This window comes from Amycolatopsis sp. PS_44_ISF1, from assembly GCF_032335455.1.
Taxonomy (GTDB): domain Bacteria; phylum Actinomycetota; class Actinomycetes; order Mycobacteriales; family Pseudonocardiaceae; genus Amycolatopsis.
In genome coordinates this window covers 847,276-862,702 of record NZ_JANUXO010000002.1, presented here as the reverse complement: position 1 = coordinate 862,702, position 15,427 = coordinate 847,276, and the positions used below count along the sequence as shown (strand labels likewise).

Below are 15,427 nucleotides of genomic sequence, written 5' to 3'. Positions count from 1 at the left end.
CTACTTTCCCGCCGCCATGCGCTCGCGGAGGCTGCGCGGCCGCATGTCCGTCCACACGGCACCGATGTGCTCGAGGCACACGTCGCGTGGGCCCTCGGTGCCCTCGGCACGCCAGCCCGCGGGCAGTTCCCGGTCGGCCAGCCAGATCGAGTACTGTTCCTCGTCGTTCATGACGACGCGGTAGATCCGCGTGTCGGTCTGCTCTTCGCTCATGCCAGGTCCTCTCGGAGGGTGCTTCGGCCACCGAGCATGGCCGCAGCGGGGTCCCGGGCAGCAGAGAAGATCCGGCAGAAAGACGGGCACCGGCGCGACGGGCATCGCTGCCGAAACGTCTCTGCCCGCCGACCGTGCCGGTGGCCAGGCTGAACGGCATGACCGCGACAGCACCGGTGCCGGCGGCACGAGGAGACGAGACGCTGCCGGTCGTCCTCGCTGCGGACAGGCCCGGTGCCCGCGGGACCGGCTGCGTCGCGATCGAGCGGGAGGCGATCTGCGCGACGGCGCGCACCGCCGGCACGGACCTGCTGAACGGTTTCGGCATCGGCGGTGTCGGCGGCCGGCCCGGGGGAGGCGCCGGGTACGGCACCGCGGCGGTCAGCCGCGGAATCCAGGACCCGATCGGCCCGGAGGTGGGTGGTGTGCCGGCCCGGCCGGTCGGCCGTCCACGGCTTCACCGACGCGTTCGGCGCGCGATGAATGCGGACCCGGAGCGACAGCGAGCCGATCCCGAGCGAGGCGGTGGCGCCCGGCCGGGAGCCGGTCACCGGCGGCCGCGGGATCGCGGTCGTCACGGCCCCTTCGAACTCCCAACCCGACGCATCACCGCCCAGGAGGCGCTCCGATGACATCCGACGGCTTCCCGCTGTCTTTCGCGCAGGATCAGCTGTGGTTCCTCGACCAGCTCCGGTCCGGGGCGACGGAGTACCTGCTGCACCGGGCGCTGCGGCTACGCGGGCCATTGGACGTCGCCGCGCTCGCCGCCGCGCTGACCGAGCTTTCGGCGCGGCACGAGATCCTGCGCACCCGCTACCGCATGGTGGGCGAGCGGTCGGAGCAACTGGTCGACGAGCCGGGCCCGGCGCCGCTCACGGTCGTCGACCTCAGTGCCGTGCCTGCTGCGGACCAGGAGCGGCGGGTCGACGAGCTGGTCGCCTCCGACCTGCGGGCGCCGATCGACCTGACCACCGGCGCGCCGTGGCGGGTGATGCTGGCCCACCTCGGCCCGGACGACGCGGCGCTGCTGATCGCGGTGCACCACATCGCGTTCGACGGCTGGTCGTGGGGGGTGCTCGCCCGGGAGCTGTCCACTTCGTACTCATCGTTCGCGGCCGGGGAGCCGTCGCCGCTGCCGGAGCCGGAGCTGCAGTACGCGGACTACGCGGACTGGCTGCACGAGTGGTGGGACCGCTCGCCGGTGCTGCGGGAGAACCAGCTCGGCTACTGGCGTGAGCGCCTGACCGGCCTGGCCCCGTTGGAACTGCCGGCGGACCGCGCCCGGCCCGCCGTATGGGACGCCACCGGCGGCAGTGTCGACCTCACCGTGCCCCCGGCGCTGGCCGCGGACCTCGCCAAGCTGGGCGCGGACGCGCGAGCCACGCCGTTCATGGTGTACCTGGCCGGGTTCCAGGTCCTGCTCTCCCGGTACTCAGGGCAACAGGACGTCGCCGTCGGAGTGTCGGTGGCCGGCCGCAACCAGGTCGAGCTCGAAGACCTGATCGGCCTGTTCGTCAACACCATCGTGATGCGGACCGACCTGAGCGGCACACCGTCGTTCACGCAGTTGCTCGGCCGGGTCCGCGACACCACGCTCGATGCCTACGAGCGCCAGGACGTGCCGTTCGAGAAGGTCGTCGCGGAGCTGGCGCCCGAGCGCGACCTGTCCCGCAACCCCCTGTTCCAGGTCGGGTTCGGCCTGCACAACTGGGATCGGGGCGCGTTCGAGCTGCCTGGCCTCGCGGTGTCCGAGCTGCCGACGAACTGGACCAGCTCGGCGTTCGACCTGTCGCTGCACCTGCTCGAGCACGACGACGGCACGGTCACCGGTCAGCTCCTGTACCCGGCCGCCCTGTTCGACCGGTCGCGGGTCGAGCGGCTCGCCCATCACTTCCTGGAGCTGCTGACTGGCATCGCTGCCACCCCGGATGCCCCGGTCGAGACCTTGGGCCTGCTGACGAAGGCGGAGCACGAGCAGCTGGCCGGGTGGAATGAGACGGTGCTGGCCCGGCCCGGTGAGCAGCTGCCCGCACTCGTGCGGGCACAGGCCGCCGCCACACCGGACACCGTCGCCGTGGTCGCCGATGACCGGGAGCTGACCTACGCCGCGTTGCTGTCCGATGTGGACTCCTTGACGGACTACCTGGTCGCACGAGGGGTTTCGGTCGGCACGCCGGTCGGTGTGAGCATGGCCCGGGGCGCGGACCTCGTGGTCGCGCTGCTCGCGGTTCTCGAGTCCGGCGGGGTGTACGTGCCGTTGCCACCCGACCTGCCCGCCGAGCGCCGTGCCTTCATGGTGCGGGACGCCGGCGTCACGCTGGTCCTCGACGAGGTCCGGGGCAAGATCGGCACCGCGCCCCCTGCGGCCCGGCCCGCGCTCGACGGCCGGGACGCCGCGTACATCCTGTACACGTCGGGTTCGACCGGCAAGCCCAAGGGTGTGGTGATCACCCACGAGGGCATCTGCAACCGCGTGCTGTGGTCGGTCGAGCGGTACGGCATGACCGCGGCCGACCGCGTCCTGCAGAAGACCTCGCTCGCCTTCGACGCCTCCGTGTGGGAGTTCCTGTCGCCGCTGGTGTCCGGCGGGGCGGTCGTCATGGCACCGGAGGGCGCCCACCACGACCCGGCCGTAATGGTCCGCGCGGTCGCCGAGCACGACGTCACCGTGTTGCAGCTCGTCCCGTCCGTGCTGCGGCTGGTCGTGTCCGTGCCGGAGCTGGCGGCGTGCACGAGTCTGCGTGCCGTGTGCTCGGCGGGCGAGCCGCTGCCCTCGGACCTGTGTGCCGAGCTGCTCGCGGCGGTGCCGGGGCGGATCGAGGTCGTCAACACCTACGGTCCCACCGAGTGCTCGATCGACTCGACGGCCTGGACCTACGACCCCGGCGCTGGCTCGGAGATCGTGCCGATCGGCGTGCCGCTGCCCAACGCGACGGCCTACGTCGTGGACACCCGCGAACAGCTCGTCCCGGTCGGTATCCCCGGTGAGCTGTGCGTCGGCGGCGTGGGTCTTGCCCGTGGTTACCTCGGCCGCGGCGATCTGACCGCCGAGCTCTTCACGCCGAACCCGTACGGGACACCCGGCGAGCGCTGGTACCGGACGGGTGACGTGGTCCGCCGCCGCGCCGACGGTTCACTGGAGTTCGTCGGCCGGGTGGACGACCAGGTCAAGATCCGCGGTGTCCGCGTCGAGCTGGACGAGGTGGCCGCGGCCGTCCGCAGCCACCCGGCGGTCGACGCGTCGGTCGTCGTCACGCGCCGTTCCGGGCCGGACGGCCTGGAGCTGGTGGCCTACGTCGTACCATCGGTACCCGAGGACCTGCGGGCGCACCTGCAGGCCCGCCTGCACCCGGCCATGGTGCCCGTGACGTTCACCGGTGTCGAGGCGCTGCCGCTGTCCGCGAGCGGGAAAGTCGACCGGGCCGCGCTACCGGACCCGGCCGGCGCGGCCGTCGCGGCCGGGTTCGTCGAACCGAGGACCCCGGCCGAGGCCACCGTCGCCCGCATCCTCGCCGAGGTGCTGGGCATCGAGCGGGCCGGGGCCGAGGACGATTTCTTCGGGCTGGGCGGGCACTCGTTGCTGGCCATCCGGCTGGTGATGCGGCTGCGGCGGGAGTTCGACGTCCAGATGGGCATCAACGACCTGTTCGCGGAGCGGAGCGTCGCCCGGCTCGCCGCGTTCGTCGCAGGTGAACCGGAACAGGTCACGGCCATCGCGGCGATGACACCCGCGGACCGCAGCGGCGATCTGCCGCTGTCGTTCGGCCAGGAACGCATGTGGTTCCTCGATCAGCTGGAGCCGGGCAGCGTCGAGTACCTGATCCCGCTCGTAGTGCGGTTGCGCGGCCCGTTCGACGTCAGTGCGTTCCGCCGTGCCGTCGAGACGGTCGTCGCGCGGCACGAGGTCCTGCGAACCCGCTACACCAGCTCCGGCGGTGACCCGGTGCAGCTCGTCGACCCGGCCGGCCCAGTGCCCTTCGAACTGGTCGAAGCATCCGAGGCGGACGCGGTCGCGCTCATCGACGAGGCGTCGAGCCACCCCTTCGATCTGGGCGCCGAGCAGCCGTTGCGGGTCACGGTCGCGCGTATCGCCTCCGACGAGCATCTCGTCGCGCTGACCATGCACCACATCGCCTTCGACGTGTGGTCGATGGGCATCTTCTTGACCGACCTCGACGCGGCCTACCGGGCTGCGGTCGCGGGTGAGGACTCGCCGCTGCGCCCGCTCGCCGTCCATTACGCGGACTTCGCGGTGTGGCAGCGTGAGCAGGAGGCCAATGGCTCGCTGGTGAAGCAGCTGGACTATTGGCGCACCCAGCTCGCCGGCCTCGTCCCGGTCGAGCTGCCCACCGACCAGCCCCGGCCGGCCGTCCGCGACTCACAGGGCGAGACACTGGCCGTGGACGTGCCGGCCGAGGTCGCGGGAGCCGTTGCCGCACTGGGCCACGAGCACGGCGCCACCCCGTTCATGGTGCTGCTGGCCGCCTTCCAGGTGCTGCTCGGCCGCTACACCGGCCGCACGGACGTCGCCGTGGGCACGCCGGTCGCCGGCCGCATCCGCGAGGAGACCGAGGAACTGCTCGGCTTCTTCGTCAACAACCTGGTGCTGCGGACCGACCTGTCGGCCCGGCCGACGTTCACCGACCTGCTCGCTCAGGTGCGCACCACCGTGCTCGACGGGTTCGCCAACCAGGACCTGCCGTTCGAGCACCTGGTGGACGCGCTGCGCCCGGACCGCGACCTGTCCCGCCACCCGCTGTTCCAGATCATGTTCGAGCTGCAGCACCTGGAGCGGCTGCCCGCCACCCTGGGTGACGCGGCGATGGAGCTGGTCGGCTCGGGCCCGCCGGTCGCCAAGTTCGACCTGACGCTGTCGGTCGAGCAGCACGCCGACGGCCGGCTGCGCTGCTGGTTCGAGTACGCGACCGGCCTGTTCGACCGTGCCACCGTCGAGGGCCTGGCCGCGCACTACCTCCAGGTGCTCGCGAGCATCGCGGCCGACCCGGCCACCCGGGTGGACGAGCTCGAGGTCGCGCCATCGGCCGAACGGGAGCGCCTGCTCACCCGCTGGGCCGATCCGGCGGGCGGCCGGCTCGCCGCGCTCGACCCGGCCGGCCGGCACAGCCTGACGGTGCCACAGCTGTTCGAGCAACGGGTGGCCGCGACCCCCGACGCCGTCGCCGTCGTTCACCGCACCGACCGGCTGACCTACACCGAGCTCAACGAGCAGGCCAACCGGCTCGCCAACCACCTGCGGTCGCTGGGCGTCGGCCCGGAGGTCGTCGTGGCTTCCTGCCTGGAGCGCGGTCCGCACGCGGTCGTGGTGCTCCTGGCGGTGCTCAAAGCGGGCGGCGCGTACGTGCCGTTCGATCCGAATCACCCGGCCGAACGCCTCGGGTTCATGCTGGCCGACGCGGGCGCCCGGCTCGTGCTCACCACAGCCGAGTTCGCGGACCGTCTGGCCGGCCACCAGGTGATCACGGTCGACGGCGTGTTCGACGGCTCCGCCGAGAACCCGGAATCCGTGGTCACACCGGACAACCTGGCCTACATGATCTACACCTCCGGCTCCACCGGGCGGCCGAAGGGCGTGCTGGTCGAGCACCGCTCCTATGCCCACCACTGCCACGTCATCGCCGACGCGTACGACATCGGCACGGACGACCGCGTGGTGCTTCTGTCCGCGCTCACGTTCGACGTGGCCATGGACCAGATCGCGGCCACGCTGATCGCCGGCGCGGCGATCGTGGTGGCGGAGCCGCTGTTCTGGACGCCCGCCGAACTGCCGGACCGGCTCGCCGAGCACGGCGTGACGATCATGGAGATCACCCCCGCCTACTACCGCGAACTGCTCGCCATCGGCGACCTCGGGAAGCTGAGGGCGCTGCGGCTGATGAACGTCGGCAGCGACGTCGTCACGGTCGCCGACGCGCGGCGCTGGGCCGCGACTGGCCTGCCCGGCCGGTTCCTGTGCAATTACGGGCCGACCGAGGCGACTGTGACCTGCGTGCTCCACCGCGTGTCCGGGCCACTGCCCGGGGCGCGGGAGGAAGCCACGATGCCGATCGGCAGCCCGGTGCCCGGCACCCGCGCGTACATCGTGGACGAGGACCTGCGGCTCCGGCCCGCCGGTGTGCCCGGCGAGCTGGTGCTCGGTGGTACCCGCGTGGCCCGCGGCTACCACGACCGGCCCGCGCTGACCGCGGAACGGTTCGTGCCCGACCCGTTCGGTCCGCCCGGCGGCCGCCTCTACCGGACCGGCGACCTGGCCCGGCACCGCCCGGATGGCGCGATCGAGTTCCTCGGCCGCATCGACCAGCAGGTCAAGGTGCGCGGGTACCGCATCGAGCTGGGCGAGATCGAGGCCGCGCTCGCGGGGCACGACGGCATCCGGTCGGTGGCCGTGGTCGCGCGGCACACCGGTCCGGGTGAGCGGCGCCTGGTCGCCTACCTGGTGCCCGAGCCCGGCCGGGAGCCGGAGGTCGCCGCCCTGCGGGCGTTCCTGCTCGACCTGCTGCCCGAGTACATGGTGCCCGCACACTGGGTGGCGCTCGACGAGCTGCCACTCACTCCGAGCAAGAAGGTCGACCGCAAGGCGCTGCCCGAGGTGGCCGCGTCCGGCTTCGGGGCCGAGTACATCGCGCCGGCCGACGGGACCGAGGCCGCGATCGCCTCGATCTGGGCCGACGTGCTCGGCGTGCCGGGTGTCAGTGCCCACGACGACTTCTTCGTCCTGGGCGGGCACTCCCTGCTCGCCACCCGTGTCCTCGCCCGCCTGCGGGACGCGTTCGCGGTCGAGCTGCCGCTGCGGCGGCTGTTCGAGGCCACCACCGTCTCCGCGCTCGCAACCGAGGTGACCGCGGTGATCGAGGCGGAGATCGCCGCCCTGTCCGACGCCGAAGTCGAAGACCTGCTGTTCCGAGAAGGTGCGTGATGACCGAGACCCTGCCCTCCACCCCCGACCGCGCGAAGCTGCGCGCCGAGTTGCTGCGCCGCAGGCTGGCGGGCCGGCCGGGACCCGAGAAGACGGCCATGGCCGAGCGCGCCGACCGCACCGGGGTGCTGCCGGTGTCGTTCGCGCAGCGCCGGATGTGGCTGCTCGACCAGCTCACACCGGGCGGCACCGACTACCTCATGACCACGGCGCTGCGGCTGCGCGGCGAGCTGGACCGGGCTGCGCTGGCCACGGCGCTGGACGGGGTGGTGGCGCGGCACGAGGTGCTGCGCACCCGGTACGTCGTGGCCGAGGGTGAGCCGACGCAAGTGATCGACGCACCCGCGCCGGTCGAACTGGCCGAGGTGGACCTGACCGGCCTGGAGCCCGCGGCGCGCGAGGCCCGGCTCGCCGCGCTGACCACGGTCGAGCGCCGGCCGGTCGACCTCGCCACGGGCCCGGTGTTCCGGCCGGTGCTGGTGCGGCTGACCGGCACCGAGCACGTGCTGGTGCTGACCGTGCACCACATCGCGTCCGACGGCTGGTCCGAAGAGGTGCTGCTGCGGGAGCTGAGCGCCGGGTACGCGGGTACTCCGGTCGCCGAACCACCGCTGCAGTACGCCGATGTCGCCGCCTGGCAGCGCCGGCACTGTGGTGCCGACTCGTTGCCGGGGCAGCTGACCTACTGGCAGTCCCGGCTCGCCGGGCTGGCCCCCCTCGAACTGCCCACGGACCGGCCGCGCCCGCCGGCGCGGGACACGGCGGGGGACCGCGTGGTGTTCACCGTGCCCGCACCGATCGCCGCTGTGCTCGGCCGGCTCGGCCGCGTGCACGGGGCCACGCCGTTCATGGTGCTGCTGGCCGCTTTCCAGGTGCTGCTTTCCCGGTACTCCGGTCAGACCGACATCGCCGTGGGCACGCCCGTCGCCGGTCGTGACCAGCCCGGGGTGCAGGATCTCGTCGGGCTCTTCCTCAACACGCTCGTACTGCGAACCGACCTCTCCGGTGAGCCTTCGTTCGTGACAGTGCTAGACCGGGTGCGGGTCGCCGCGCTCGACGCCTACGACCACCAGGAGCTGCCGTTCGAGCAGGTCGTCGACGCGCTGGCACCCGAGCGCGACCCCGCGCGGAACCCGTTGTTCGAAGCCATGTTCCTGTGGCAGGACGCACCGGGCCCGATCGCGCCGATGGGCGGGCTGACCGTCGAGGAGGGTGAAGTCGGCGAGGTCTCCGCGAAGTTCGACCTCACGATGGCGGTCACCGAACAGGCCGGCGGCTCGCTCTCGGGCGGGATCGGCTACGCGACCGCGTTGTTCGACCGCGTGAGCGTCGAGCGCATGGCCGCCAACTTCGTGCAGCTCCTCACCAGCATCGCCGCCGCCCCGGACCAGCCGATCGCCGCCCTGGCCCTGATACCTCGCGCCGAACGGCAGCGGATGCTGGTGGGGTGGAATGGGACGGTGGTGTCGTTTCCGGGGGGTGTGTTGCCGGAGGTGGTGGGGCAGCAGGCCGCGCGGACCCCGGAGCGGGTGGCGGTCCGGTTCGGGGGCGCGGGCCTGACGTACGCGGAGCTGGACCGGCGGGCGAACCGGCTGGCTCATCATCTGATCGGTCTCGGTGTCGGACCGGAGGACATCGTCGGTGTCTCGCTCGAGCGCAGCCTCGAGCTGGTCGTGGCGCTGGTGGGCATCCACAAGGCGGGTGCGGCGTACCTGCCGATCGATCCCGGCCATCCGCGGGACCGGATCCAGTACCTGCTCACCGACTCCGGCGCACGCACGATCGTGACGGCGGAAACGTTCACCACGCTGGACGGGCCGGTCACCGACCCCGGGGTCACGGTACTGCCCGGGCACCCCGCCTACGTCATCTACACCTCCGGCTCCACCGGACGGCCCAAAGGCGTGGTGATAGACCACCGCGCGATCATGAACCGGCTGCGGTGGATGCAGGCCGAGTACGGCCTCGACGGCACCGACCGGGTGCTGCAGAAAACGCCCTACACCTTCGACGTGTCGGTGTGGGAATTCTTCTGGCCGCTGATCACCGGCGCCACCCTGGTCCTCGCCGCACCGGGCGGGCACCGCGATCCCGCCTACCTCGCCGACCTCATGACCCACGAGGACATCACGACCGTCCACTTCGTCCCCTCCATGCTCCGGGCGTTCCTCACCGAGCCCGTCGATCACTTCCCCTCGCTGCGCCGGATGATCTGCTCCGGCGAAGCACTGACCGCAGACCTCGTCACCGCGGTGCACGAGCGCCTGCACTGCCCCCTGCACAACCTCTACGGCCCGACCGAAGCCGCCGTCGACGTCACCGCGACCGAATGCCACCCCGGCCACCCCGTCACCATCGGCCGCCCCATCGCCAACACCCGCACCTACATACTCGACCCCGACCTGCGCCCCGTGCCGATAGGAGTACCAGGCGAGCTGATGCTCGCAGGCATCCAACTCGCCCGCGGCTACCTCAACCAGCCCGCCCTGACCGCACAACAATTCATCCCCAACCCGCACCACACCCCCGGCGACCGGCTCTACCGCACCGGCGACCTCGCCCGCTACCGCCACGACGGCACCATCGACTACCTCGGCCGCCTCGACCACCAAATCAAAATCCGCGGCCAACGCATCGAACCCGGCGAAATCGAGACAGTCCTCACCCAGCACCCCGACATCACCACCGCCGCCATCACCATCCACAACGGACAACTCGCCGCCTACATCACCCCAGCACACCTCAACCCCGACACCCTCCGACACTACCTCCACACCCACCTCCCCGACACCATGATCCCCACCCACTGGACCACCCTCCACACCCTCCCCCTCACCACCAACGGCAAAATCAACCGCACCGCACTACCCACACCTGTCCCGCGGGAGAGCACCCACGAGTACCTGGCACCGCGCAGTGACCTCGAGCTTTTCGTCGCCACCGCCGTCGCCAAGGCCGTCGGCCGCGGCAAGGTCGGCGTGCACGACCGGTTCTTCGACCTCGGCGGCGACTCCATGCGCGCCATCCGCGTGGTCGGCCGGCTGCGCGAGCAGGGCTTCGGCATCACGGTCACCGATCTGTACACCCACCAGAGCGTCGCTGAATTGGCCGCGTTCGTCGCCACCGGAGACGCCACGCCCGAGACACTGGCCGAGCCGTTCGCCCAGATCCCGGCGGAAGACCGTCGGCTACTGCCGGACGGGCTCGTCGACGCGTACCCGATGGCGCAGACGCAGGCCGGCATGGTCTACGAGATGCTGGCGGCGGCCGGTCGCGCGGTGTACCAGAACGTCTCCTGCTACCGCGTCCGCGACGAAAAGCCGTTCGACCTCGACACGTTCCACCGCGCCGGCGCGATTCTCGTGCACCGCCACGAGATCCTGCGCACCTCGTTCGACCTGTCGACGTATTCGACCACGATGCAGCTGGTGCACGCGCAGGCCGAGCTGCCGATCGGCTTCGACGAACTGCGCGGCGCCGCCGACCCGCGCGCGGAGGTCGACGCCTTCCTCGTCGCCGAACGGTCCCGCCGGTTCGACATCGCGACCCCGCCACTGCTGCGTTACCACGTGCACGTCATCGGCGGCGAGGAGTGGTGGCTGACCCACATCGAGTGCCACGCCATCCTGGACGGCTGGAGCCACACCGGAGTCGTCACCGAGCTGCTGGACATCTACCGCATGCTCCGCGACACCGGCACGGTCGACCTGGCGCCGCCGCCGACGGTCCGGTTCGCCGACTTCGTCGCGCTGGAGCAGCAGGCGCTGGCCTCGGCCGACACCAAGGCGTACTGGGCGAGCCGCCTGACCGGCTACGAGCGGTTCGAACTGCCCGAAGCGTGGGGCGGAAACGGCGCCGACGAGCGGTCCACGATCATCGAGGTGCCCTACGAGGACCTGCTGCCGGGCCTGCGGACTCTGGCCTCCGCCGCGCACGCGTCGATGAAGAGCGTCCTGCACAGCGCCCACCTGACCGCGTTGCGGATCGCGACCGGCCGCCGCCGGTTCTTCGGCGGCCTGGTCTGCAACGGCCGGCCCGAGCGCCTGCGCGGTGACGAGGTACGCGGCATGTACCTCAACACGGTGCCGTTCGCCGCCGACCTGACCGCACCGACCTGGCGCACGCTCGTCGCCGACGTGTTCGAGGGCGAGGCTCTGCTGTGGCCACACCGCCGCTACCCGATGCCCGCCCTGCAGCGCGAGTGGGGCGGCTCGACCCCGCTGATCGAGGTCGCGTTCGGGTTCCTCGACTTCCACATGCTCGACTGGGAGGCCGGCGACGTCGGCATCGTCGACGACTTCAGCCCGAGCGAGCTGCCGCTGGAGGTCTGGACGTTCCCCGGGGTGTTCCGCCTGGGCGGCCGGCCGAGCCGGATCGGCCGGCCGCAGCTGGAGCTGCTGGGCCGCGTGTACCGCCACGTCCTCGAGGCGATGGCGGCCGACCCGGACGGCAGCACGACGCTCACGCTGCCCGCCGCCGACGCGGCCGCGGCGTTGCACAACGACAGCGACCGCGCCTACGACACCGAGGTGCTGGTGCACGAGCTGATCGGGCTGCACGCGGTGACGACACCGGACGCCGTCGCCCTGCGGCGTGGCGACGAGACCGTCAGCTACGCGGACCTGAACGGGCGGGCCACTGCCCTGGCCGGTCGTCTCGCGGGGATGGGGGTCGGGCCGGATGTCGTGGTCGGCCTGCAGCTGCCCCGCGGGATCGACGTGGTCGTCGGCATGCTCGCCGTGCTCAAGGCGGGCGGTGCCTTCCTGCCCATCGACCCGGACTACCCGGCCGACCGGATCCAGTACATGCGTGAGGACTCCGGGGCCACGGTGGTCCTCGACGGCCCGGTGCCCGAGGGCCCGACCGCCACGCCGGTCGCGCCTCGCCTCGACCACCTCGCGTACGTCATCTACACCTCCGGTTCGACCGGCCGGCCCAAGGGCGTCGCCGTCCCGCACCGGGGGGCGCTGAACCTGCGGCACGCCCAGGGCGAGCACCTGGACCTGCGGCCCGGCGACCGCGTCCTGCAATTCGCGTCGCCGAGCTTCGACGCTTCGGTGTGGGAGCTGCTGATGGCCCTCACCCGCGGCGCCGAGCTGGTCCTGCCGCCCGTGGGCACCGACCAGAGCGACCTGCGGCAGCAAGCGGCGCTCGTCACGCACATGACCCTTCCACCGTCCATTCTGGACAAGCTGGATCCGGCGTCCTTCCCCCACCTGCGAGTGCTCGTCTCGGCGGGCGAGGCCTGCCCGGCCGAGCAGGCCAACCGCTGGGCTGAGCACACGCGGTTCATCAACGCCTACGGGCCCACCGAGGTCAGCGTGTGCGCCACCCTGGCCGAGGTCGCCCCGGGCACCGAAACGCCCCCCATCGGCAAGGCCATCGGCGGTGCGCGAGCCTACGTGCTGGGCCCGGACCTGGACCCGGTCGCCCCGGGCGTGCCCGGCGAGCTGCACGTCGGAGGTGCGGGCCTCGCCCGCGGCTACCTGAACCGGCCGCGCCTCACCGCGGAGCGGTTCCTGCCCGATCCGGGCGCCGGCACCCCAGGCGCGCGGATGTACGCGACCGGCGACGTGGTGTCCCGGGCCGGCGACGGCACGATCCACTACCACGGCCGCGCCGACCACCAGGTGAAGGTGCGTGGCTTCCGTGTCGAACCGGGCGAGATCGAAGACGCGCTGCTGAGTCACGCCGCTGTCGTGGCCGCGGCCGTCACCGTCCACAAGGGACCTACCGGCGACGCGTCGCTGGTCGCCTACACCCGCGGCACGGCGGTCGCGACCACGGAGCTGCGCGAGCACCTGCGGACCCGCCTGCCGGGGCACATGGTGCCGGTGCACTTCGTCACGATGACCGACTTTCCGCTCACCCCGGCGGGCAAGATCGACCGCGCCGCGCTGCCCGACCCCGGGGCCGCCCGGCTCGAGGGAGGCTACGTCGCGCCGGCCGGGGAGCTGCAGGTCGCGATCGCGGCCGCGTGGCAGGAGGCACTCGGCGTAGAGCGCGTCGGCGCGCATGACGACTTCGCAGACCTCGGCGGGCACTCGCTCGCGATGATGCGGATCATCGCGACCTTGCGGGCGAGCCACCGCCTTGAGCTGAGCTTCCGGTCCTTCGTGGAGCGGCGCACGGTCGCGGGCCTCGCCGAGGCCGTCGCGCTGCCCAAGACCGAAGGCGCCATGCTGTGGCTGCGGCAGACCGGCACGCGCCCGCCGCTGTTCTGCGTGCACCCCGGCGGGGGCAGCGCCCACTGGTACCTGCGGCTCGCCCCGCACCTCGACGACGACCAGCCGGTCGCCGCGTTCGAGTGGCCCGGACCGCATGAGCCCGGTGTCGACACCAGCGCCGGAGCCGTCGCGGAGCGGTACCTCACCGAGCTGCGGGCCGCGCAGCCCGCGGGCCCGTACCGGCTGTTCAGCTGGTGCGGGGGCAGCGGCGTGGCCAGCGAGATGGCCCACCGCCTGCGCGCGGCGGGCGAGGAGGTCACCTTCGTCCTGCTCGACCCGGGCCTCGACGCCCACCGGCGGGACGAGGCGTGGCGAGAGCTGTCCTACATCCAGCGCCTGTCCGAGTTGTTCGACACCGGCGGGGAGACCGGCGACGACCGCGCCGAGATCCTGCGCCTGCTCGACCATCTCGTGGACGACAAGGAGGAGGAGATCACCTTGCCGCCGCGGGGCGTCGGCGACGTGTGGCCGCAGGCGGCCCGTGTGTGGCGCGAGGTGATGGAGATGGATCTCGCCTATCGGCACCGGCCCTACGACGGGCACCTGCACCTGGTCGTCAGCGACGAGCTGGCGGGCGGCGCGCACGAGGTCGCCTCCGGGCAGACGTTCTCCGAGTACCGCGACCGCTGGGCCGAGCTGGCTGAAGGGGTGTCCGTGCACCGTGTGCCGGGCGACCACTTCGGCGTGATGAAGCCGCCGCACGTCAGCCGTCTCGCGGAGATGATCACCACTATCCTCGAAGGGAACCCGACGACATGACCGCTCGGATCGCGCCACCGCTCCCGCGCCCCAACGACGTTGCCGTCTTCGAGCACCTGGAGTCCGAGGTCCGGCTGTACTGCCGGAAGTTCCCGGTGGTGTTCAACCGGGCCCGCGGCGCCGAGCTGTACGCCGAGGACGGCCGGATGTTCCTCGACTTCTTCTGTGGCGCGGGCAGTCTCAACTACGGTCACAACCACCCGCACATCAAGCGCCGGATCGCTGCCTACCTCGAGGCGGACGGGCTCATGCACGGCCTGGACATGCACACCGCGGCCAAGCGCGCGTTCCTGTCCCAGTTCTCCGAGGTCGTCCTCGCCCCGGGCGGCCTCGACTACAAGATCCAATTCACCGGGCCCACCGGCACCGACGCGGTCGAGGCGGCGCTCAAGCTCGCCCGCAAGGCCACCGGGCGCAGCGGGGTCGTCTCGTTCACCGGCGCTTATCACGGCATGTCACGCGGCTCGCTCGCGGTGACCGGTGGTCGCCGGGCGCGGGCCGCCGGCGGGGTACGGTCCGCGGACGTCACGTTCGTCCCGTACGAGGACGGCCCGTTCGGCCCGTTCGACTCCATCGGTTACCTCGAACGGCTGATCGCCGACACCTCGGCCGGGATGGATGTGCCCGCCGCCGTGATCGTCGAGCCGGTGCAGATGGAGGGCGGGGTCTACCCGGCGTCCCAGGAGTGGCTGCGCGGCCTGCGCGAGCTGACCAGCAGGCACGGCATCCTCCTGATCTGCGACGAAATCCAGGTGGGCTGCGGCCGCACCGGGACGTTCTTCTGCTTCGAGCAAGCGGGCATCCAGCCCGACATCGTGACGGTGTCGAAGTCGATCAGCGGCTACGGCCTGCCGCTGTCGCTCACGCTGTTCCGCCGCGACCTCGACGTGTGGGCGCCGGGCGAGCACACCGGCACGTTCCGCGGCAACCAGCTTGCCTTCGTCGCCGCCTCAGCCGCGCTCGACGTGTGGCAGCGCTCCGACTTCCGTACCGGCCTCGCCGTTGCCGCGCGGGCGCTGACCCGCTTCGGCGAGAACCTCGTCACCCGTGAGCCCGCGGTCCGGGTGCGCGGCCGGGGCATGGCGCTCGGCATCGACCTCGGCGCGGCTGGTGGCGCCGAGCGGGCCGGTCTGCTGCAGAAGCAGTGCTTCGACGCGGGGCTGATCGTCGAGCTGTCCGGCCGCTCGGACGAAGTCGTGAAGGTGCTGCCGCCGCTGACCATCGACCCGGCCCGGCTGCAGCGCGGGCTGGAAATCCTCGGCAACGCACTCGCCACGGCCCGGTGAAGCGGCCC

At 72.0% G+C, this 15,427-nt stretch carries 5 protein-coding genes; 4 read left to right on the top strand and 1 reads right to left on the bottom strand.

The genetic code is table 11. The annotated features are described in order from the left end of the window. Positions 1–213 carry an MbtH family NRPS accessory protein gene (locus tag NYF13_RS18710; RefSeq protein WP_315658429.1) on the bottom strand — a complete coding sequence of 71 codons (213 nt, stop codon included), beginning with the start codon at positions 211–213 and terminating at the stop codon, positions 1–3. A gap of 140 nt (positions 214–353) precedes the next feature. Here NYF13_RS18710 and NYF13_RS18705 point away from each other — a divergent pair, with 140 nt between their 5' ends. From NYF13_RS18705 to ectB, 4 genes are read left to right on the top strand one after another with little or no spacing between them, the layout of a single operon-like run. Further along, on the top strand, positions 354–845 hold the full coding sequence (locus NYF13_RS18705; RefSeq protein WP_315658427.1) for a hypothetical protein: 492 nt from the start codon (positions 354–356) through the stop codon (positions 843–845). Further along, positions 842–7,147 (top strand): non-ribosomal peptide synthetase, encoded by a 6,306-nt coding sequence (locus NYF13_RS18700; protein ID WP_315658426.1) that lies wholly within the window; start codon positions 842–844, stop codon positions 7,145–7,147. Before NYF13_RS18705 ends, NYF13_RS18700 begins: the two co-directional genes overlap by 4 nt. Beyond that, positions 7,147–14,133, top strand: coding sequence for a non-ribosomal peptide synthetase (locus NYF13_RS18695; protein WP_315658424.1), 6,987 nt, complete (start codon positions 7,147–7,149; stop codon positions 14,131–14,133). Before NYF13_RS18700 ends, NYF13_RS18695 begins: the two co-directional genes overlap by 1 nt. Then, positions 14,130–15,419 (top strand): diaminobutyrate--2-oxoglutarate transaminase, encoded by a 1,290-nt coding sequence (gene ectB / locus NYF13_RS18690; protein ID WP_315658422.1) that lies wholly within the window; start codon positions 14,130–14,132, stop codon positions 15,417–15,419. Before NYF13_RS18695 ends, ectB begins: the two co-directional genes overlap by 4 nt. Positions 15,420–15,427: the final 8 nt, after the last annotated feature.

Coding starts and splice junctions, on each gene's coding strand:
- ectB (WP_315658422.1), top strand. CDS start 14,130: ATGACCGCTCGGATCGCGCCACCGCTCCCGCGCCCCAACGACGTTGCC.
- NYF13_RS18695 (WP_315658424.1), top strand. CDS start 7,147: ATGACCGAGACCCTGCCCTCCACCCCCGACCGCGCGAAGCTGCGCGCC.
- NYF13_RS18710 (WP_315658429.1), bottom strand. CDS start 213: ATGAGCGAAGAGCAGACCGACACGCGGATCTACCGCGTCGTCATGAAC.
- NYF13_RS18700 (WP_315658426.1), top strand. CDS start 842: ATGACATCCGACGGCTTCCCGCTGTCTTTCGCGCAGGATCAGCTGTGG.